Source organism: Natronoarchaeum mannanilyticum, assembly GCF_039522665.1.
GTDB lineage: Archaea > Halobacteriota > Halobacteria > Halobacteriales > Natronoarchaeaceae > Natronoarchaeum > Natronoarchaeum mannanilyticum.
Genome location: NZ_BAAADV010000004.1, coordinates 1 through 19788, shown reverse-complemented (window position 1 = coordinate 19788; position 19788 = coordinate 1). Strand labels below are relative to the sequence as shown.

Genomic DNA, 19788 nt, shown 5'->3' with positions numbered 1-19788 from the left:
CGATGAGCGACGACGCCACCGCCACGGATGACGCCGCCGCGAGCGAGGACACCACCGCCCGCCTGATCGTCGACTGCCTCGAAGCCGAGGACGTCGAGCACGTGTTCGGCATTCCCGGCGAGGAGACGACCGAGCTGCTGTTCGCGCTCGGCGACTCAGACATCGAGTTCGTCCCGGTGCGCCACGAGCAGGCGGCCGCGTTCATCGCGGACGTGTACGGTCGATTGACCGGGGACGCCGGGGTCTGCCTGGGAACGCTCGGTCCCGGCGCGACGAACCTGCTGACCGGCGTCGCGGACGCCTACCTCGACAAGAGCCCGCTCGTGGCGATCACCGGGCAGGGCCGCCGCGAGCGCATCCAGCGCGAGAGCCACCAGGCAATAGACGTCGTGTCGCTGTTCGACAGCGTCACGAAGTGGAACGCCCAGATCGACGACGCCGCGTTCGCCGCCGAGGCGGTTCGCAAGGCATTCCGGTGCGCCGAGCGCGAGAAGCCGGGTCCGACCCACCTCGAACTTCCCTACGACGTGGCCGGCGAGACGGTCGACGACGAACCGCTCGCCCGGCGCGAACCCGTCTCGCTGCCGGCTCCCGACGAGGAGACGATCGACGCCGCCGCCGAGTTGCTCGAAGCCGCCGAGCGACCGCTCGTGCTGGCCGGCAACGGCGTCCTCCGGACGCGAGCCGCGCCCGCGCTTCGGTCGTTCGTCGACGACACCGGGATCCCCGTCGCCGCGACGTACATGGGCAAGGGCGCGGTGTCGGACGCCGACGAGCGCTCGCTGTACACGCTCGCCTCCGGCGTCGACGAGCAGTACGCCGCCGTCGAGCGGGCGGACTGCGTCGTCGCGGCGGGCTACGACGTCGCCGAGCACGAGCCGGTCGACTGGAACCCCGATCTGGATCGCTCGATCGTCCACGTCGACACCGCGTCGGCCGACGTCTCGCGACACTACAACCCCGACGTGGAGGTCGTCGGCGACATCGACGCCGCGCTGGACCGGCTGGCCAGCGACGCCGATCTGGACTTCGACGACGAGTGGTGGACCGAGATCCGCGAGGAGGTCCACGCGGCCGCGACCGAGCATCCGGCCGACGACGCGCCGCTCACCGTCGAGCGGCTCGTCCCGCTGCTCCGCGACGCGATGGCCGACGAGGACGTGCTCGTCTCGGACGTCGGCCACCACAAGGGCGTGCTCGCGCGCCGGTTCCCGACGTACGATCCCAACACCTGCGTGATCTCGAACGGCCTAGCGACGATGGGGATCGCCCTCCCGGGCGCGATCGCGGCGGACCTCGCCAGCGACGCGAACGTCGTCGCCGCGACCGGCGACGGCGGGTTCATGATGAACGCATCGGACCTGGAGACCGCCCGACGGCTCGATTGCGGCTTCACGGTGCTGGTGTTCGAGAACCGCGAGTTCGGCTCGATCGCCCGCCAGCAACACGCCCACGGCGGCGGTGACTACGGGACCCAGTTCACGAACCCGGATTTCGCCACGTTCGCGGACAGCTTCGACGTCGACGCGTACCGCCCCGACTCCTGGTCGGCGATCGATCGAACGCTCTCGGAGGTCGTTCCGGACGACGACATGGCGCTGGTCGCCGTGCCGGTCGACGAGCGCTGACGGCCGACCGTCGGACGTTTATTTCGTTTGATGAATATTTTTAATATGGTTGTCGCTCACGTCCCATTCGATAGAGGATGGTTGACAACGAACGGGGGATCGAGGGCGACGCCGACGGCTTCGGGGGGAGTCCGGCGGACGACGACCCGGTAGACCTACTGGCCGACGCCGAAGCGGAGGACACCGCCGCCGTCGTCGAGCGGTTGCGCGAGAGCGGGCCGCACCAGCACGTCTCGGCGGAAAGCGTCGACGACGTACTGGCGGAACTCGACGGCGACGGGAGCGCGACCGACGACGGCGGCAGAGAGAGCGACGCCGGCGGCGAGCGCGACGCCGCCGAGCGAGAATCGCACGGCGAGTCCGACGACGCCGACAGCGAGGCGAGCGGTGGGCTCGTCGGCGGCGGTCCGACGACGACCGTCTCGCAGGAGGGGATCGACGAGGTGTTCGAGAAGCTGGAAGCCGAGACGCCGGATCGCGGCGACGACGCGGACGACGTTGCGGGCGACGCGGCGCGCGCGGACGACGAGACGATCACGGGCGACGATCAGACCGACGCACCGCCCGGATCGTCGTCGAGCGACGACGGCTTCGGCACGCTCTCGGGCGGCGGCCCGGCGACGACGGTGTCCGACGAGGGCGTCGACGAGATCGTCTCGCAGGTCAGCGACGACCTCGACTACGCGACGTTCGAGGGGGACGACGCGCCGGACGTCGCCGCCGAGACCGAGGTCGACCCCGACGCCGTGTTCCCCGGGGACTGGGAGACGGCCGACGCCGACGAGGAGGCGGACGCCGTCCCCGAACCGGACGAGCACTCGCCGGACGAGGACGCCGAAGACCTGCGACCGGACGACGACGCCGTGTTGAACCTGTTCGCCGACGTGGCCGACGAGGTGAACGAGGGATCGTCGACCGCCGAAACGCCGGACGAAGCAGGGGAAGTGACGGACGAGTCGGCCGTCGACCTCACCGAGTCGACTGACGGGCTGTTCGAGGACGAATCCGATGACGGCCTCTTCGATGACGATGCGCCGGGCGCCGATCCCGATTCGATCGCGGACGACGCTCAGACGGACGACGAGTTCGAGATGGACGACGACGGGTTCGCGACGGACGACGGGCTCGCGGCGAACGAGGACGCCGAGCCGACGGAGGACGGCCTCGACCCCGGCCTGGCGGCCGAGGTTGACGCGCTGTTGTCGGCCGCGGACGAGGTAGATTCGGGAACGGGAAGCGGGACGACGGTCGATTCGCTCGATGATGCCGAAACTCGGGATGAACCCGCCGCCGCACCGACATCGTCTCACCGAGACGCCGAAGCGCAAACCGAGAGCGACGAGGAGCCGTCGAGCGATTCCTCGCCGCGGCTCGCGCTGAACGCGTCGGACGACGCCGGCGTCGAGTGGAGCGAGGGCGGCGAGGACGACGAACAGGCGTGGGTCCCGTTGGAGACGTCCGAGTCGGGCGCGGCTACCTCGAACAAGGACGACGATACGACGCCGGAGGACGGGCGGGCTGACGATGACGGCCACGATGAGCGACAGGACGACGATGCCGATCTCGACGAGCGACAGGATGACGAACGGAGCTTCGTCGGCCTGCGGTACGCCCGCGCCACCGCGGGCTGGCTGCGGTCGCTGCTGGCCCGCCTGGCCTGAGCGCGGATCGGTCGGCGGAAACACGCACGACTTTTCACCCGCACGCGCCGAGTGAGAGCATGCTCACCTTCGTCGGACTCGGACTCTACGACGAGCGCTCGATCACGGTCGAGGGCCGCGAGGCGCTGCGGGCGGCCGACCGGGCGTTCGCGGAGTTCTACACCAGCAAGCTCGTCGGCGCGACGGTCGAGGAGCTCGAATCGCACCACGACGTCGACATCGAGGTCCGCGACCGGGCCGGCGTCGAGCAGGACCCGGACCCGATCCTCGACGCCGCCGAAGCGGGCGACGCGGTGTTTCTCACGGCGGGCGACACGATGGTCTCGACGACCCACGTCGACCTCCGCCTGCGCGCTCACGAGCGCGATATCGACACGCGAGTGATCCACGGCGTCACCGCCCAGTCGGCCGCCAGCGGGCTCACCGGGCTGCAGAACTACCGGTTCGGCAAGGCGACGACGCTGCCCTTCGAGTACGCCCACGGCGCCGAGGGCGTCCCCGACAGCGTCGTCGAGACGATCCGGGCGAACCGCGAGCGCGGGCTGCACACGCTCGTGTATCTCGACATCAAGGCCGAGCGCGAGGAGTACATGACCGCCGACGTCGCCGCCGAGCAGTTCGCCGCGGAATTCGGCGACGATCTCGGCGTCGTCGTCGCGCGGGCGGGTAGCCCCGACCCGCTCGTGGCGGCCGATCGGATCGACGCACTGGCCCAGCGTAGCTTCGGCGACCCGCTACACCTGCTGGTGATCCCCGGCGACCTGCACCACATCGAAGCCGACGCGCTGGCGGCGCTGGGCGACGCGCCGCCCGAGCTGCTGGATCCCGTCTGAGAGCCGGCGACGGCTGTCGGTCACCGCGCCATTGAAATGAGCGACCCGCCTACGGGGTAGCATGGCGAAGTATTCGACGGGCGGCTCGTCGGGGTCGGGCGAGGCCGACGCCTGCGAGCTTTGCGGAACGGAGAGCGCGTCGCTGCGGCCGGCGAACGTCGCCGGCGCGGAGCTCGACGTCTGTCCCGACTGCGCGCCCCACGACGACAACGCGCACAAGGACGAGAAGACGAGCGACCAGTCGGGGGGCGGCTCCGACCGCAACCCGGTGGAGGCCGCCAACTCCGACACCACGATGTGGGACGGCGACACCTCACACTGGGAGGAGGAGGGCACCGACTACGACGACGACCCCCTTCCCTATCTCGTGAGCGGCTACGGGTCGGTCGCCGAGGAGGCCCGCCAGGATGCCGGCCTGCAGCGCGGCGAGCTCGCCGACGAACTGGAGATCCCCGAGTCGGATCTGCTGGCGATCGAGCAGGGCCGGGCGAACCAGGCCGGCATCTCCGGCTCGGTCGTCGCGGCGCTGGAGGATCGGCTCGACGTCGAACTCGCGGAGTGACGATCGCCGGGCCGCGGACAGGTCGTCGGCCCGATCATTTTTGTAGGTTCCCCGCCACCGGCGAGTGATGAGCGGACAACGCGCGGCGGCCGAGCCCTACACCACGCAGTTCTCCACGACGGTTCGGTCGGTCGACGGCCGAGACGTTCGCCTGGAGACGACGTACTTCTACGCCGAGAGCGGCGGCCAGCCCGCCGACGCGGGACGGATCGGAACCACGCGCGTCGAGGGCGTCCGCCTGGAGGACGGCGAAATCGTCCACGAACTCGCCGAACCCGACGCCGTCCGACCGAGCCAGTCCGTCCTGTGCACGATCGACTGGGAGCGCCGGATGTACTGCATGCGCGCCCACACCGCCAGCCACGCGCTGTACGGCGCGGCGCGCCGACTGTTCGACGACGTCGATTACGCCGGGTTCGACATCGGCGCCCCCGACGGCGACCTGGGCGGCGACGAGTCGGTCCGCATCGACTTCCGGACCGACGCCGAGATCGACGACGCGGCGCTGGTCGACCTCGAACGCGCGGTCAACCGGGTCGTCTGGGACGCCCACGACGTCGCCTGGGAGACGGTGCCGGCCGACGAGGCGTTCGACCGCAACGACGTGGCGTACAACGCCAAGACCGAGGAGGGCCTCGCGGGCGACGGGGACGGCGTGCGCCTCGTCACGATCGAGGACTGGGATGTCGCGGCCTGCGGCGGCACGCACGTCCGGAACACCCGCGAGATCGGGCCCGTGACGGTGCTCGACCGGTCGAACCCCGGCGCCGGCCGCACGCGCGTCGAGTTCGCGGTCGGTCCCGCCGGAATCGAGCGCCGGTGCGACGAGAAGGCCGCGGCGACGGCGGCGGCCCGCGGCCTCGACGTCGGCGTCGACGAGGTCCCGGCAGCGCTCGACCGGTTGCGCGAGGAGCGCGACGAACTCGAAGCGGAGTGCGCCGACCTCCGCGGGAGACTGATCGACGCCGAGGTGGCCGCGCTCGCGGACGCCGAAATCGAGCGGGACGACGCGAGCTGGCGGGTCGGCACGGTCGACGGCGTCGGTCCGAACGACGTCGCGGAGGCGCTTCGCAACCGGGCCAGTGATGGCACTATGCCAGCTGACGCCGTCGCGGTGGTCGGGACCGAACGCCCGCCCTTCCTCGTCGTGGCGGCGGGCGAGGGCGTCGACGCCGCGGCGGCCGTCGACGACGTCACGGCGGAGTTCGGCGGCGGTGGCGGCGGCGACACCACGGTCGCCCAAGGCGGCGGGCTCGACGCCGATCCCGAGGACATCGTCGCGTTCCTGCGCGGCGAGTGAGTGGGTGAGTGCGGGCGACTGCGGGCGAGTACGGGCGACTGCGGGACGGGTCGAACCCCCGCCGGACGCTCACGTTTTTCCATTCGGAATCTGAACGGTCCAGTATGAACCTCACCGGAGAGCAGCGAGCGGTCCGGGACGTCGTCCGGGAGTTCGCCGTCGAGGAAATCCAGCCGGTCGCGCGGGAAGCCGACGAGTCCGGCGAGTTCCCCGAGGACGTCTGGGACGGGCTGGCCGAGCTGGATCTGACGGGGCTGACGACGCCGCCGGAGTACGGCGGCTACGGCGCCGACCGGACGACCTACGCAGTGGTGAACGAGCAGCTCGCGTACGGCTCGCTCGCGGTGGCGACGGCGCTGTCGGTCCACTGCCTGGCGACGTCTTGCATCGCCTCCTTCGGCGGCGAGGCCCAGAAGGAGCGCTGGCTGCCCGAGATGGCCGAGGGCCGGCCGGTCGGCGCGTTCGCGCTGTCCGAACCCGGCGCCGGATCGAACCCCGCCGAGATGACCACCGAGGCGCGGCCGGTCGAGGGGTCGGACGGCGACGTGGGGTCGTACGTAATCGACGGCGAGAAGCAGTGGATCACCAACGGCGAGCGCGCCGGCGTGATCGTCCTGTTCGCCAAGACCGACCGATCTGACCCCGACTCGATCACGCAGTTCGTCGTCCCCGCTGACGCGGAGGGAGTCACGGTCGGGAAGACCGAGGACAAGATGGGCCTGCGCGCGAGCGACACCGCCGCCCTGCAGTTCGACGGCGTCGAAATCCCCGCCGAGAACCGCCTGACGGAGGAGGGCGCCGGGCTGCGCGCCGCCCTGTCGATCCTTACTGGCGGGCGGATCGGCATCGCCGCCCAGTCGGTCGGGCTGGCTCAGGACGCGTTCGACAGGGCCCGCGAGTACGCCACCGAGCGCGAGCAGTTCGGCCGGCCGATCGGCGACATCCAGACGATCCGGCACAAGCTCGCCGAGATGGCGACCCGGATCCACGCCGCGCGGGCGCTGACCTACGATGCCGCGGGCGCCGCAGAGCGCGGACGCGAACAATCGCTGTACGATCCCGCGATGCTCGCGAGCATGGCGAAGTACGTGGCCAGCGAGACGGCCGTCGACGTCACGAACGAAGCGGTCCAGATCCACGGCGGCTACGGCTACGTCACCGAGTTCGACGTCGAGCGGCTCTACCGGGACGCCAAGGTGACGACGATCTACGAGGGGACCAGCGAGATTCAAAAGACCGTGATCGCGCGCCACCTGATCGGCGAGCGCGGCGAGTAACTCGCGGAGGAAACCGGGGTCGACGTCGCGAGAGCGCCGCGCCGGCTATCGGTCGCGCCGCAGGCGCTCGACGTCCTCGCGCAGCTCGCGGAGCCGCCGCTCCCGATCCTCGGCGTCGGCCAGCGCGGCGTCGATGGCGTCGAGCAACTCCTCGGGGTCGGGGGCTCCGGTTCTGTCCTCGCACGACTCGTCCAGAAGCGCGACGGCGCCGGACCCCGCGAGCGCGGCCCGCTGCGCGGCGTCTCGCTCGGCGTCGCCGCCGCGACCCGCTTCGACGCCGCGCTCGCCGTCCGGCCCGGGTCGGGCGTCGTCGCTGTCGTCGGTCGGCGCCGGATCGGCATCCGGATCGCCGCCGGCCACGGAGTCGGCGGTCGTCGTCCCGGGTTCGACCGGTTCGGCCGGGACGCCCGTGACCGTGGTTTCAGGGGGGACGTCGTCGACGACGACCGCGCCGGCGCCGACGGTCGCGCCCTCGCCGATCGTGATGTCGCCGACGAGCGTCGCGTCGGCGCCGAGCGTGACGCCGTCTTCGAGGGTCGGGTGGCGCTTCTCGGGACGCGGCGAGTTGCCGCCGAGCGTGCAGCCGTGGTGCATGTGGACGTCGTCGCCGATCTCGGCGGTCTCGCCGATCACGACGCCCGATCCGTGGTCGATGAAGCAGCGCCGCCCGACCGTCGCCGCCGGGTGGATCTCGACGCCGGTGAGAAATCGCGAGACGTGCGAAACGAGGCGGGCGAGCCAGGGTAGCCCCCCGTTCCACAGCGCGTGGGCGATCCGGTGGACCCAGACCGCGTGGAGCCCGGGATAGCTGGTGAGCACCTCGCGGCGGCTCTTGGCAGCGGGATCCTTCTCCAGAGCCGTCCGGACGTCCTCCCGGATTCGTTCAAGCATGCTCCACCCGGCGTCGGCCGCCCCGTCGGTTCCGGCCCGTTTCCAGCCCGTCAAAGCGGATTCCGGACGCCGCGCTCGGCCGCCGAGCGCCGGTCGACCGCGTCCGGCCCGCACCCTGGCAGCGACACGGCGCCGCGGGGCGCCGTCGCTGCTCGTTGCCTGTTCTCGGGGTGCGGGCTGTCGTCGCCATGGTGTGGAACTGACGCGACGCGCGTAAAAAGGCGTTCGGATGTTTCCGTCGCGGGGTCGGCCGACACCGCCGGTCGCTCAGCCGAACGACCGGACGCCCAGCGCCGTCATCGAGCCGCCGCCGATCAGCACCGGCAGCCAGTAGATCACCGCTCGGTAGATCACGACGGCCGCGGCAACCGACGCCGCGGGGATCCCCGTCGTGGGCACGAGCAGTCCGACCATCGCCGCCTCGATGCCGCCGAGCCCGCCCGGCAACGGCGCCGCGCCCGCCATGTTGCCCAGCGGGATGACGAAGAGGGCCACGTACACCGGCGCCGAGTAGCCGACCGCCGCGAACGCCGCGACCAGCGCGGCGGTCTGGAGTAGCCAGCCCAGCGTCGAGAGGCCGAGCGTGAGCGCGAGCCGGCGACGGTTCACGGCCACGCGCTCGACGTGGCCGAAAAAGCGCTCCATTCGATCGACGATGTCGGCCTCGTCGATCCCCTCGAACCGGTCGAACGGGAGGCGCTGTGTGAACCGCGCCACCGCGCCCGCGGTCCGGTCGATGAACCGCTCGTGATGGCGCCAGACGTACCAGAAGACGAACGCGATCGCGCCCGCGAGCGCGGCGACGAGACCGATCGCCGTCCCCAGTCGCTCCCCGAGCGTGAAGTGGACCGCGTAGTAGCTGACGCCGAACCCGATCAGCGCGAGCGAGGAGACGACGTTGAGAACGTCGAGACTCGCGATCCCGACCAGCCCGGTTTCGTAGCGGGCCGTCGAGGACCGCGAAATCAGCAGCGCCGCGACCGGTTCGCCGCCCGCCTGCCCGAAGGGGGTGACGTTGTTGGCGAACGCCGCCGCCGAGTAGATCGCGAACGACCGGAACGCCGTGACGGCGATCCCCAGCGTGCCGAGGATCGTGCGGAGCATCAGGCTCCAGGCCAGCAGCCAGGCGAGACCGACCCCGACCGTCGCCCCGACCAGCGACGGTTGGGCGCTCGTCAGCACCTCGAGGATCTCCCCGCCGCCGATGAGGTAGAACAGCACCGCGAAGATGGCCAGAGCGCCCGCCACGCCGGCCGCGAGCATCCGCCAGTTGCGCCCGTCCATTCAGGTCGAAGGTGGTGGGGGCGCTTCAAAATGTTTCCGTTGTTATCCCTTCGAGCGCCCCGACCCGAACGGGCGTTTCGAGCGTTTTATCCGTCGCTGCTGGGAACCCCAGATAATGACCGGTCAGGGCCCGTCCAACGTTCTCTTCGTCGTGCTCGACACGGTCCGGAAGGACCACCTGACGCCGTACGGCTACGATCGACCGACGACGCCGAACCTGGAGGCGTTCGCCGAAGAGGCGACGGTGTTCGAGGAAGCCGTGGCGCCGGCACCCTGGACGCTGCCCGTCCACGCGTCGATGTTCACCGGCCTCTATCCGAGCCAGCACGGCGCCGACCAGGAGAGTCCATACCTCGACGACGTCGCCACGCTCGCGTCGGTGCTGTCCGCCCGCGGGTACGACACGGCGTGTTACTCGTCGAACGCCTGGATCACGCCCTACACCAAGCTTACTCGGGGATTCGAGCACCACGACACCTCCTTCGAGATCATGCCCGGAAACTTCCTGTCGGGCACGCTGGCGAACCTCTGGCAGACGATCAACGACAACGATCGGCTGCGGAACCTCGCGAACCGGATCGTCCACCTCGGAGCGAAGGCCCACGCGAAACTGGCGGGCGACGACGACGCCGCCTCGAAGACGCCGGCCGTGATCGACCAGACGAAGTCGTTCATCGAGCAGAGCGACGAGGATCCGGGCTGGTTCGGGTTCATCAACCTGATGGACGCCCACCTGCCGTACCACCCGCCCGAGGAGTACCGCGAGGAGTTCGCTCCCGGCGTCGACTCCTCGGACGTGTGCCAGAACTCCAAGGAGTTCAATTCGGGCGCCCGCGACATCGACGACGACGAGTGGGAGGACATTCGAGGGCTGTACGACGCCGAGATCGCCCACATCGACGCCGAACTCGGGCGGCTGTTCGACTGGCTCCGCGAGACCGGCCGGTGGGACGACACGACGGTCGTGGTCTGTGCGGACCACGGCGAGAACCTCGGCGAACACGACCTGTACGGCCACGAGTTCGCGCTGTACGACGAGCTGATCAACGTCCCGCTGATGGTGAAACATCCCGATCTGGAAGCCGATCGGCGCGAGGATCTGGTCGAACTCGTCGACCTCTATCACACGACGCTCGACGCCGTCGACGTCGATCCGGCCGCCGGCGACGGGTACGAGTTCGACGCCGTCGCCCGGGACGCGACCCGCTCGCTGCTCTCGGCCAGCTACCGCGAGTTCGCGGCCGGGCCGGACGCCGACCCCGGCCAGCGCGCGGTCGTCGACGGCGACGGAGACGGCGACTACGCGTTCGTCGAGTACTCCCGGCCCGTCATCGAGCTCCACCACCTCGAAGAGAAGGCTGCGAACGCCGGGATCGAGCTCCCCGACGATCACCGCGCGTACTCGCGGCTGCGCGCCGCGCGATCGGAAAACAGCAAGTACGTCCGCGCCGACCGGATCCCCGACGAGGCCTACCGTCTCGACGAGGATCCCGACGAGCTGACGCCGATCGATCCCGACGACGACGAGGTCGTCGCGGCGACCGAGCGCGCCCTCTCGCGGTTCGAGGAGCAGGTCGGCGGCGCCTGGACCGACGGCGAGGGCGTCGACGCCGGGGGGGCCGACGCGCTCGACGACGCCGACGAGGAGATGCGCGAGCGGCTTCGGGACTTGGGCTACATGGAGTGAACCGGGGGCGGCCGCGGATCGTCGCCCGATCGCTTGAATCCGCAACAAGCAACCCTTAACTTCGACAGCGAATTAGCGACTCGCCAATGCTGCTCGCACAGACCGAGCACTTCCCCGGGTGGGTCGAGAACTGGCTCAGCTCGGAGCTCGGGCTGCTCGTCCTCTTCGGCATCTGTATCCTCGAAGGCGCGATGATGCTGCGGTTCATGCCGAGCGAACTCGTCGTCCCCGGCGCCTTGCTGGTGATGGGCGCCGATCCGACGACGGTCGTGGCCGTCGTGATCATCGCGGTCGTCGGGACGACGATCGGCCAGTACGTGCTCTTCCGGCTGCTCCGGCGGGGCGGTCGCGAGTACCTGCTCCAGAAGCGCTGGTTCCGCGTCTCCGAGGACCGGCTCGACACGCTCGACGGCTGGTTCGAGCGCTGGGGGGCGATCGCCGTGCCGGTGAGCAACTCGATGCTGATGATCCGCGGCCTGCTGACGATCCCGGCGGGGCTCTCGGAGATGGACGGCCGGACGTTCGTCGCGCTCTCGGCGGTCGGGTCGCTGTCGTTCCAGTCGATCCTCGCGGGACTGTTCCTCGCGTTCGATCACGTGCTGCTGTTCTAGGGCGTCGCCTCGACGCGGCGACCCGACGTCGACGCTGTGCCTGTACTCGGCGTCGACGCTACCGTGATCAGTTCTCGGCATCGACGCCGACGCCTCGGCTTCGATGTTGACGCGACGGCGTCGACGCTGATACGTCGGCATCGACGCTGCTCCAGCGGAGTCGGCTCCTGTGCCTCGGCGTCGTCGCTTGCACGCCGGCGTCGTCGCTTGCGCGCCGGCGTCAGGCGGCAAGAGGCGCGAAAAAGAAACGTCCCGATCAGCTACCGCCGCGGCGGGTGACCGGCGATCGGAACCCGACGCCGGCGTCCCGGAGCTTCCACCGCGATTCGAGGCCGATCCAGCTCAACGCCGCCAGGATCGCGACGAACGCTGCGCCGAACTCGGTGTCGCCCATCCACACCGGGGAGATGTAGACGATCCCGTTGTGGATCCGGTGGGGGACCAGCCCCGCGACCGTCGACTCGACGCGATCGAAGGGATCGAAGCCGAACGTCCCGCCGCCGCTCTCCTCGCTTTCCTCGACGGTCTGGGACTCCAGGCCCAACTCTTGGGCGCTGTGGCCGCCGGCGCTCTCGTCGCCGGTCTCCAGCCGTTCGACGTCGTAGGGCAGCGACATCGGGACTTCCCAGACGATGTCGCCGTCGGGAGCGACCTCGACGACGCGCTTGCCGTTGGAGTCGGCGATCAGCGTGTTGCCGTTGGGGAGCCGATCGGCGTCGCGGGGCCACTGCATCTGCTCGTCGGCCCACTGCCAGGTGCGCACCCACTCGCCGTCCTCGCGCTGGAACTCCTGGACGCGGCCGTTCTCGGAGTCGGCGACGACGACGGCGGGCCCGCCGCGTTCCTCGGGAATGTAGTCGGGGTTGTGCTGCTCGTACTGGACGTCGTACTCGTCTTCGGCGCCGAGCGTCCAGTCCTCCTGGAGGCCGGTCGAGCGGTTGATGAACACGACCTGATCCTGGTTGCGCAGGCTCGCCATGATCCGGCCGTCGGGGAGCACCTCGACGTCGTTGAGGTGTGCCCAGTCGCCGGGGTAGGCGCCGCCCTCGTCGAGCGGGAACTCGCTCTGGGCGTCCCACATCCAGGTGATGATTTCAGTCTCCGTGTTGACGACGAAGATCTGGTCGGCGACCATGTCGGCGACGACGACGTGGGTCTCGTTGATCCGGTCGACGTCGTGCCACTCGGCCGCAGTCTCCCGGTGATCCATCCGCTCGTAGATCACTTCGGTCTCGCCGGTCGAGAGGTTCGCCCGTTCGAGGATGTTCCGCGCGCAGGGCGGCGACCGGCAGTTCGGCCCCGACGTGTGGATCGTGTCCGTCGCGGCGTACTCGACGGTCATCGACTCGCCCTCGACGGGGTCGACGTCGAAGTACTTCGTGTGGCTGTTGTTGTAGTACTGGAGGCTGCCGTTCGGTTCGAACGCCGTGATCGTCCCGTATCGTCCCGACTCGGTGACGACGGTGTGGTTCTCCGTCTCGGGCGCCTCGGGGACGGCCTCGGCGTTCGCGGTCGTCGTCGCGTTCGCGGCGCCGTAGGCGAGCACGCCGGCACACAGCAGAAGGACGACTACGAACGCGACGCGAAGTCGGTTGCGAGAAAGGTGCGCTCGTCCGCTTGCGATCGCTTTCCGGCCGCGATCGAGGGCCGTCTGCACGCTGTCCATCGGGGAGCCGTCGGAGCCGGAGGGCGACGCGTCGTCTCGCGTCACGGTACCCTCCGCCTCCACGTCGGTCGATTCGAAACGCGGCTGTCCATACCAGTCATTCCGATGTTTGACCAATAGGCGTTGTGCTTTCCGGGGGAGTTCGGCGCGTTCGGGTGCTCCCGAGAATGCCGTGCTCGACGCGTGACGAGCCCGATCGTATCGGAAAGCATATAGACCTCCGATCGAATCTTCCGACGACTGATGCAGGACCAGCGCTTCCTCGAGTCAGAGTGGGACTACTGCATTGTACTCGACGCCGCCCGGTACGACGTGTTCAGCGACGTCTACGACGACTACCTGGACGGTTCGCTCGAGAAGCGCTGGAGCAAGGGCTCCTCGACGCCCGAGTGGGCCTACCGCACCCTCGACGGCGACCACGACATCGCCTATTTCTCCTCGAACCCCTTTATCAACGATCTCGGCATCCCGCTGAACGAACTCAAGTGGGGCGCCTCCTGCGACTACGAGTGGACGGCGTCGGACCACATCTCGAACGTGTTCGACGTCTGGAAGACCGGCTGGGACGACGATCTCGGCACGGTACCCCCGGAAAGCATGACCGAGGCGTTCGAGCAGAACCGGGACGCCGTCGAGGACGCCGAGCGGACGGTGATCCACTTCATGCAGCCCCACGCGCCGTATCTCACGCGCGGCAAGGGCCAGAAACTCAAGCAGATCCGCAAGGGGATCAAACGGCAGGGAGAGGAGGAAGAGAAGGAGGATGCGGGCAGCGACGGCGGCGTCCTATCGTCGATCGGCAACACCGTCAGACCGAAAGTCGAGAGCGTCCTCGAGGAGAGCCAGTTCGCGATGAAGGCGGGGCTCTGGCTGGAGCTCGATCCGGTCAGCCTGCTCCGGGACGGCACCCGCGCGACCGCGATGAGCTACTACGAGGAGAACCTCCGGATCGCGCTGGAGGAAGTCGAGGAGCTCGTCGAGCAGCTCGACGGCGACGTCGTGGTCACCGCCGACCACGGCGAGGCGTTCGGCGAGGAGGGCGTCTGGGAACACCACGTCGAGACGCACATCCCGGCGCTGATGGAGGTCCCGTGGCTGGAACTCGACCAGTAGCGTCGTCGACGCCGCGTCGGCACGAGCGCGAACTCCACGGAGAGACGCCATGAAGGTCAGCCACTACTTCGAGTTCTCCGACTCCGTCACCGGCGGGATCGCCGAGTCCGTCCGCCACCAGCGGAAGATGCTCGATCGGGAGGGCATCGAGTACACCGTCGAGCCGACGCCGTCGGCCGACGTGCTCCACCTCAACCTGATGGGGCCGCGGTCGGTGGCTCACGCCGCCCGCGCCAAGCGCCGCGGGACGCCGGTCGTGATCCACACCCACGTCACTGCCGAGGACTTCGGGGATAGCTTCCGCTTTACGAACGCGCTGGCCAAACCGCTCCGACCGTATCTACGGGCGGCGTACGCGCTGGGCGACCGGCTGATCTGCCCCTCCGAGTACAACCAGAACTTGCTGCGGTCGTACACCGACACGCCGACGACCGTGATCTCGAACGGCGTCGACCGCGAGAAGCTGGAAGGGTTCGAGGCGCTCGAAGACGAGTACCGCGAGCGATACGATCTCTCGGAGCCGACCGTGTTCCAGGTCGGCCACGTCATCAAGCGCAAAGGGCTGGAGACGTTCGTCGAGACGGCCCGCGAGATGCCCGAACTCGACTTCGCGTGGTTCGGGCCGCTCGACCTCTCGTTGAAGGGCCGCGAGACGAAGCGACTGATCCAGGAATCGCCGGACAACTGCACCTTCACGGGCTTTATCGACGACATCCGGGGCGCGTTCGCGGCCGGCGACGTGTTCTTCTTCCCGACCCACGAGGAAAACGAGGGGATCGCGCTGCTGGAGGCGATGAGCGCCGGCAAGCCGGTCGTCGTTCGGGACATCGACACGTTCGAATGGCTCGACGACGGTCACGACTGCCTGAAGTCCGAGGGCGACTTTCGGTCCCAGTTAGATAGATTGAAAACACCAGAGCTACGACACCAACTCGGTGAGAACGCCGCCGCCACGAGCGAACGGTTCGCGCTCTCGAACACCGCCGAGCAGTTGCGGGATCTGTACGAGGAGGTGATCTGACATGAAAATCGGGTTCTTCACGGACAGCTACTTCCCCGAGATCGACGGGGTGACCTACACGATCAAGCACTGGCGCGAGAAGTTGGAGCGCGACGGCCACGAGGTGTACGTCGTCTACCCCGACGGCGACTACGACCCGGGCGACCGAGAGATCGCGGTCCCGTCGATCCCGAATCCCTTCTACAGCGGCTACCGGATCCCCCTGTTCGTGCGCACCGCGAAGCTCCCCGACCTGGACGTCGTCCACTGCCACGGGCCGGCGCCGGTCGGCATCCTCGGCCGGCTGTACGCCTGGAAGCACGATATCCCCTCAGTGTACACCCACCACACGCCGATCGAGGAGTACTTCCCCCAGAGCGTCAAGTCCGAACTGCTCGGCTCGGCGCTGGCGTCGGCGTACGTCCCCTGGGAGAACTCGCTTCTGGGGAGTTTCGACGCGGTGACGGCCTCGACCGAGCGCATCGACCGGGACGTCGATCACGTCCAGTTGCCCGTCGGCATCGATCTCGACTTCTTCGAGCCGACCGACGAGGACTGGTACCCCGACCAGACGGTCGTCGGCTACAGCGGCCGGCTCAGCGGCGAGAAGAACGTCGACGAAATCGTCGACCTCGCGGAGCGACTCTCCGATCGGACGTTCGTCATCGTCGGCGAGGGGCCCTGTCGATCGACGCTCGAACGCCGGGCGCCCGACAACGTCGAGTTCAGGGACTTCCTGCCGCGGGAGGACCTCCCGACGTTTTACTCGTCGCTCGACGCCTTCGTCACCGCGTCGACGGCCGACACGCTCGGGCTCTCGACGCTGGAGGCCAACGCCTGCGGCACACCCGTCGCGGCTCCCGACGTTGCACCGTTCAGCTCGACGATCGAGGCCGAGAACGGCGTCCGCTACGAGTACGGCGACCTCGACGCCATGGCCGAGGCCGTCGAGGCCTGCCTGGTCGAGGAGCGCGAGACGCGAGAGGCCGTTCAGGAGTACGCCATCTCGCACACGCTCGACCGGCTTGAGCACCTCTATCAGGAAGTGACACTGGCCTCGGACACCACGTCCGAGCCCGCCGGCGCGCGGAAGTTCCCCGAGCGCGACCACGGCTGAGCGGCGAAAGGACACTGATCGGACGCGATGTGGCAGCTTACTCCGCGAACTCCTCGGCGTCGAGCGGCGTCGCCGTCCGCCAGTAGTGGTCCATCGTGTCGTGGGCCCACGAACGGACGGCGTCGTCGTCGGTGTCGACCGACGCCCGGAGGACGCCGTTCTCGTCGCGCAACAGCAGGTGGACGACGTCGTCGGCGATCGTCGCGGCGAGCGGGATCCCCTCCTCGCGGACCCGCACTGCGGCGCTGTCGGCGTCCAGCAGCGAACGGAGCCGGTCGCGCAGCGTCGGATCGTCCGCGACCGCAGCGACGGCGCTCTCCGAGAGCACGGCCCGGAAGGTTAGCTCGCCGGCGGTCGTGCGCTCCTCGATCACCGAGAGGCTCTGCTCGTTGAACGCGTGGGAGAAGGCCCGCACCTCCTCGGCCGATCGTTCGAGGTCGAGCAGCCGCTGGACCGGCGCGTTCGGCCGCGTCTGGCTCGGCACCGTGATGGTGGCGTCGGCGAGGTGGCGCAGGTCGAAGTCCATCGCGTGAGTCGGGAGATACCGGACGATCTCGCGAAGTTCGCCCTCGGTTTCGAGGATCTCCAGCAGATCGGTGAAGCCCTTCGCGACGAGCCGCCCGGTCGCCGTCGCGACGTACTCGCCGTCCTCGCGGCGGACCCACGAGCGCTCCTCGAAGTCGCCGAGGATCCGGCCGAGCGTCGCCTGCGAGGCGCCGGTGGCCTCCGCGAGCTCGGTCCGCGTCTTGCGGCCGTCCGCGAGGAGTCCGAGCACGTCGACGCGGTTCGAGGACAGCGCGAGGAACTCGATCTCCTCCAGCGCGGATTCCATACCGGATCTGGCGCGCGTCGGGATATACAGCTTTCGCACCCTGAAACGCTTGCAGCCCCTGCAGCGGCGACACGCCGACCGGCAATTTCTTACCGTGAAATAGTTTCTGAACGAAACTATAAGCCCCGCACTCCTACGGTATAGTAAGATGATTCGTACGCTCAGTGCGCCGACGTTCGATCGCGCGACGCCCGCGTCGTCGATCCGATCGTCCGGCGCCTCGTTCGCGAGGAGGTGCGCGTAGCCGTGGCCGACCGACGCATCCTCGCCGCGTTCGCCGCGACGGCCGTCCTCTTCGGCGGCACCTTCGTCGCCGCGAAGGCCGGGCTGGCGTACTTCCCGCCGCTGCTGTTCGTCGCGCTCCGGTTCGACGTCGCCGCGGTCGCACTGGCGGCCTACGCGGTGGCGACGACCGCCCGCGAGGACCTCGTTCCGCGAACCCGCGGCGACGCCGTCGGCATCTTCGCGACGGGCGTGCTCGCCATCGGGCTGACGAACTCCTTGTTGTTCGTCGGCCAGCAGTACGCCACCAGCGCCGTCGCGTCGATCGTGTTCAGCCTGAACCCGATCCTGACGCCGGTCTTCGCCGCGGCGCTGTTGGCCGACGAGCGCCTCTCGGCCCGCGGCGCGGCCGGGATGGTGCTGGGCCTGCTCGGCGTCGGGCTGGTCGTCAACCCCGACCCCGCGATGCTGGCCGACGGCGGCGTCGGCCAGCTGATCCTGTTCGCCGGCGCCGTCACCGGCGCGCTCGGGAGCGTCCTGATCCGCTGGGCCGACAGCACGATCTCCAGCACGGTCCGCACCGCCTGGGGGCTGCCCCTGGCCGCCGCGCTATCCCACGCGCTCAGCCTGGGCGCCGGCGAGTCCGCGGCGTCGATCGTCTGGACGACCGAGGCCGTGCTGGCGCTGGCGTACGTCGGCATCTTCGCCGGCGCGATCGCCTACATCGCCTACTTCGGCCTGCTCGACCGCACCGGCGCGATCCGCGCGAACCTGGTGTTCTACGCGGTGCCGGTCGTCTCGACGCTGGGCGGCTGGGCGCTGCTCGGCGAGCGGATCTCGGCGCTGGTGATCGTCGGCTTCCTGACGATCTTCGCCGGCTTCGCGGTGATCGGCACCGAGGACGTGAACGTTCGCGGGCAGGTGGCCCGGCTGGCCGGGCGGCTGCCGGACGAGGTCGTCGAGGCCGAGGATGCCGAGGAGCGGCTCGGGATTCGGAACGAGCCGCGAGGGTTCGAGTCGGACTGAAGCGTTCTGTTTGCGGTCTTTTTCGGACGGAGTCGTTGGATCAGTTCTCGACCGAACTGTCGTACATCGCCTCGAACTCCCGCTCGCCGCGGATCAGCTCGTCGACGCCATCGGAAAGCATGACTTCGCCGAACACGGTTCAGGCATAGTTTATTTTAGTCATCCCCGGCAAATCACCCGTACATCTCTTGGCAACAATTGTTTCCTAAAATGGATATTAAACACAGAACAGCTAATCGGTCTTGTTCTCATCAAAAAAGGAGATGAGTGCCTGCAAAATTGGGAAAGACATTAGAATAAGAGCTGCGACTTGAGGTCCGCCAAGATGATATCCGATTATTGCAACCGCAACAATAGAGATACCGGAAATAAACATTAAGCGATTGAGAGTTATAGATTCGAGTAAAGTTTCTATTAAAATTCGTGGAGCCGATGGCCCATCAACGTCTTCCTCCTCGTCTTCTTGCTCGGGGAGAGTCAACGCCCTGCTACGCATATAGAATACATCTTCAGCTATAATACGCAAGTTTTGCTCAAATGATGAATCAATTGCATTCTTATATTCTTTTTCTCCACTATCTTCGAGATGATTTATATATGACATCAACTCTTCTTGACGTTCTGGAGGAAGAACAATCCTGTTAGAGGACCCGCAATAATCCTTAAAATCTCCTAGATAAGTTAGTATCTTCTCATAATTTGGTCCATTCTCATATTCATATATGGCAGATTCTAGATAATGGTAGGCAACCTCCCGCTCAGAATATCCATACTCTTTCCGTTTGTTTGAGAACACTCTCACTATTCCAAATGCAGATATTATTGATATTCCGATAATCGTAAACTGTGTAAGGTCTGTAATTCCAAATTGATTAGATTCAATCCCAAGAGCAGTATATGCCACCACTGCAAGAACTGATGCTATTACCGTCGCGTAAAGATAGACGAGGATAAAACCTCCGTTTGAGGCCTTTGAAAGAACTTTATATCTTTTTATTGAGCCTGCAGGCGGTGTTCAGATAAGCTCTGAAGAAGGAGGCGGTGTGATTTCTAGGTGTCCATGCCAGAAATCGCCCGC

16 protein-coding genes and 2 pseudogenes are annotated in these 19788 nt (G+C 67.9%); 12 read left to right on the top strand and 6 right to left on the bottom strand.

Annotated features, from left to right (window positions below; genetic code table 11):
• Positions 1-2: 2 nt before the first annotated feature.
• The 6 genes from ABDZ81_RS10785 to ABDZ81_RS10760 all read left to right on the top strand — a co-directional run bounded on the left by ABDZ81_RS10785 (position 3) and on the right by ABDZ81_RS10760 (position 7261).
• Complete coding sequence (locus tag ABDZ81_RS10785; RefSeq protein WP_343773984.1) at positions 3-1628, top strand: acetolactate synthase large subunit; 1626 nt, start codon at positions 3-5, stop codon at positions 1626-1628.
• A gap of 77 nt (positions 1629-1705) precedes the next feature.
• A complete protein-coding gene (locus tag ABDZ81_RS10780) occupies positions 1706-3289 on the top strand; it encodes a midas domain-containing protein (protein ID WP_343773983.1) in 1584 nt (527 codons plus the stop codon).
• Positions 3290-3348: 59 nt separating this feature from the next.
• Positions 3349-4122: a diphthine synthase gene (dph5, locus tag ABDZ81_RS10775; RefSeq protein WP_343773982.1), complete on the top strand. Its 774-nt coding sequence runs from the start codon at positions 3349-3351 to the stop codon at positions 4120-4122.
• A gap of 61 nt (positions 4123-4183) precedes the next feature.
• Complete coding sequence (locus tag ABDZ81_RS10770) at positions 4184-4684, top strand: helix-turn-helix domain-containing protein (RefSeq protein WP_343773981.1); 501 nt, start codon at positions 4184-4186, stop codon at positions 4682-4684.
• Between the two features lie 67 nt (positions 4685-4751).
• Complete coding sequence (locus ABDZ81_RS10765) at positions 4752-5984, top strand: alanyl-tRNA editing protein (RefSeq protein WP_343773980.1); 1233 nt, start codon at positions 4752-4754, stop codon at positions 5982-5984.
• Positions 5985-6088: 104 nt separating this feature from the next.
• Positions 6089-7261, top strand: coding sequence for an acyl-CoA dehydrogenase family protein (locus ABDZ81_RS10760; protein ID WP_343773979.1), 1173 nt, complete (start codon positions 6089-6091; stop codon positions 7259-7261).
• A 339-nt stretch (positions 7262-7600) separates the two neighbouring features.
• On the opposite strand, the pseudogene cysE reads toward ABDZ81_RS10760, so the two are convergent.
• Together cysE and ABDZ81_RS10750 are read right to left on the bottom strand one after the other, a co-directional pair.
• Positions 7601-8152, bottom strand: a pseudogene (gene cysE, locus ABDZ81_RS10755) (serine O-acetyltransferase); the annotation flags it as partial.
• Positions 8153-8419: 267 nt separating this feature from the next.
• A complete protein-coding gene (locus tag ABDZ81_RS10750; protein WP_343773978.1) occupies positions 8420-9436 on the bottom strand; it encodes a lysylphosphatidylglycerol synthase transmembrane domain-containing protein in 1017 nt (338 codons plus the stop codon).
• Between the two features lie 115 nt (positions 9437-9551).
• On the opposite strand from ABDZ81_RS10750, the gene ABDZ81_RS10745 reads away from it, so the two are divergent.
• Positions 9552-11123, top strand: a complete 1572-nt coding sequence (locus ABDZ81_RS10745; protein WP_343773977.1) for a sulfatase — start codon at positions 9552-9554, stop codon at positions 11121-11123.
• Between the two features lie 86 nt (positions 11124-11209).
• A complete protein-coding gene (locus ABDZ81_RS10740) occupies positions 11210-11734 on the top strand; it encodes a DedA family protein (protein WP_343773976.1) in 525 nt (174 codons plus the stop codon).
• 256 nt (positions 11735-11990) lie between these two features.
• Here the strand turns inward: ABDZ81_RS10740 and ABDZ81_RS10735 are convergent, their stop codons facing one another.
• Positions 11991-13400 (bottom strand): aryl-sulfate sulfotransferase, encoded by a 1410-nt coding sequence (locus ABDZ81_RS10735; protein ID WP_343774325.1) that lies wholly within the window; start codon positions 13398-13400, stop codon positions 11991-11993.
• Positions 13401-13643: 243 nt separating this feature from the next.
• Here ABDZ81_RS10735 and ABDZ81_RS10730 point away from each other — a divergent pair, with 243 nt between their 5' ends.
• The 3 genes from ABDZ81_RS10730 to ABDZ81_RS10720 are packed head-to-tail and all read left to right on the top strand — an operon-like array spanning position 13644 to position 16630.
• Entirely contained in the window at positions 13644-14513 is an 870-nt protein-coding gene (locus tag ABDZ81_RS10730; RefSeq protein ID WP_343773975.1) for a hypothetical protein, read from the top strand.
• 49 nt (positions 14514-14562) lie between these two features.
• Positions 14563-15534, top strand: a complete 972-nt coding sequence (locus ABDZ81_RS10725; protein WP_343773974.1) for a glycosyltransferase family 4 protein — start codon at positions 14563-14565, stop codon at positions 15532-15534.
• Position 15535: 1 nt separating this feature from the next.
• A complete protein-coding gene (locus tag ABDZ81_RS10720; protein WP_343773973.1) occupies positions 15536-16630 on the top strand; it encodes a glycosyltransferase in 1095 nt (364 codons plus the stop codon).
• Between the two features lie 37 nt (positions 16631-16667).
• Here ABDZ81_RS10720 and ABDZ81_RS10715 read toward each other — a convergent pair whose 3' ends face one another.
• Positions 16668-17462 (bottom strand): helix-turn-helix transcriptional regulator, encoded by a 795-nt coding sequence (locus ABDZ81_RS10715; protein WP_343773972.1) that lies wholly within the window; start codon positions 17460-17462, stop codon positions 16668-16670.
• A gap of 246 nt (positions 17463-17708) precedes the next feature.
• Between ABDZ81_RS10715 and ABDZ81_RS10710 the strand changes: the two genes are divergently transcribed.
• Entirely contained in the window at positions 17709-18710 is a 1002-nt protein-coding gene (locus tag ABDZ81_RS10710; protein ID WP_343773971.1) for a DMT family transporter, read from the top strand.
• A 40-nt stretch (positions 18711-18750) separates the two neighbouring features.
• Here the strand turns inward: ABDZ81_RS10710 and ABDZ81_RS10705 are convergent.
• Positions 18751-18849 (bottom strand): annotated as a pseudogene (locus ABDZ81_RS10705) (ArsR family transcriptional regulator); the annotation flags it as partial.
• A 93-nt stretch (positions 18850-18942) separates the two neighbouring features.
• Entirely contained in the window at positions 18943-19614 is a 672-nt protein-coding gene (locus ABDZ81_RS10700; protein WP_343773970.1) for a hypothetical protein, read from the bottom strand.
• Positions 19615-19788 lie beyond the last annotated feature (174 nt).

Excerpts from the sequence above, each read along its gene's own strand:
- ABDZ81_RS10785 (WP_343773984.1), top strand. The coding sequence starts at position 3 with ATGAGCGACGACGCCACCGCCACGGATGACGCCGCCGCGAGCGAGGAC.
- ABDZ81_RS10780 (WP_343773983.1), top strand. The coding sequence starts at position 1,706 with ATGGTTGACAACGAACGGGGGATCGAGGGCGACGCCGACGGCTTCGGG.
- dph5 (WP_343773982.1), top strand. The coding sequence starts at position 3,349 with ATGCTCACCTTCGTCGGACTCGGACTCTACGACGAGCGCTCGATCACG.
- ABDZ81_RS10770 (WP_343773981.1), top strand. The coding sequence starts at position 4,184 with ATGGCGAAGTATTCGACGGGCGGCTCGTCGGGGTCGGGCGAGGCCGAC.
- ABDZ81_RS10765 (WP_343773980.1), top strand. The coding sequence starts at position 4,752 with ATGAGCGGACAACGCGCGGCGGCCGAGCCCTACACCACGCAGTTCTCC.
- ABDZ81_RS10760 (WP_343773979.1), top strand. The coding sequence starts at position 6,089 with ATGAACCTCACCGGAGAGCAGCGAGCGGTCCGGGACGTCGTCCGGGAG.
- ABDZ81_RS10750 (WP_343773978.1), bottom strand. The coding sequence starts at position 9,436 with ATGGACGGGCGCAACTGGCGGATGCTCGCGGCCGGCGTGGCGGGCGCT.
- ABDZ81_RS10745 (WP_343773977.1), top strand. The coding sequence starts at position 9,552 with ATGACCGGTCAGGGCCCGTCCAACGTTCTCTTCGTCGTGCTCGACACG.
- ABDZ81_RS10740 (WP_343773976.1), top strand. The coding sequence starts at position 11,210 with ATGCTGCTCGCACAGACCGAGCACTTCCCCGGGTGGGTCGAGAACTGG.
- ABDZ81_RS10735 (WP_343774325.1), bottom strand. The coding sequence starts at position 13,400 with ATGGACAGCGTGCAGACGGCCCTCGATCGCGGCCGGAAAGCGATCGCA.
- ABDZ81_RS10730 (WP_343773975.1), top strand. The coding sequence starts at position 13,644 with ATGCAGGACCAGCGCTTCCTCGAGTCAGAGTGGGACTACTGCATTGTA.
- ABDZ81_RS10725 (WP_343773974.1), top strand. The coding sequence starts at position 14,563 with ATGAAGGTCAGCCACTACTTCGAGTTCTCCGACTCCGTCACCGGCGGG.
- ABDZ81_RS10720 (WP_343773973.1), top strand. The coding sequence starts at position 15,536 with ATGAAAATCGGGTTCTTCACGGACAGCTACTTCCCCGAGATCGACGGG.
- ABDZ81_RS10715 (WP_343773972.1), bottom strand. The coding sequence starts at position 17,462 with ATGGAATCCGCGCTGGAGGAGATCGAGTTCCTCGCGCTGTCCTCGAAC.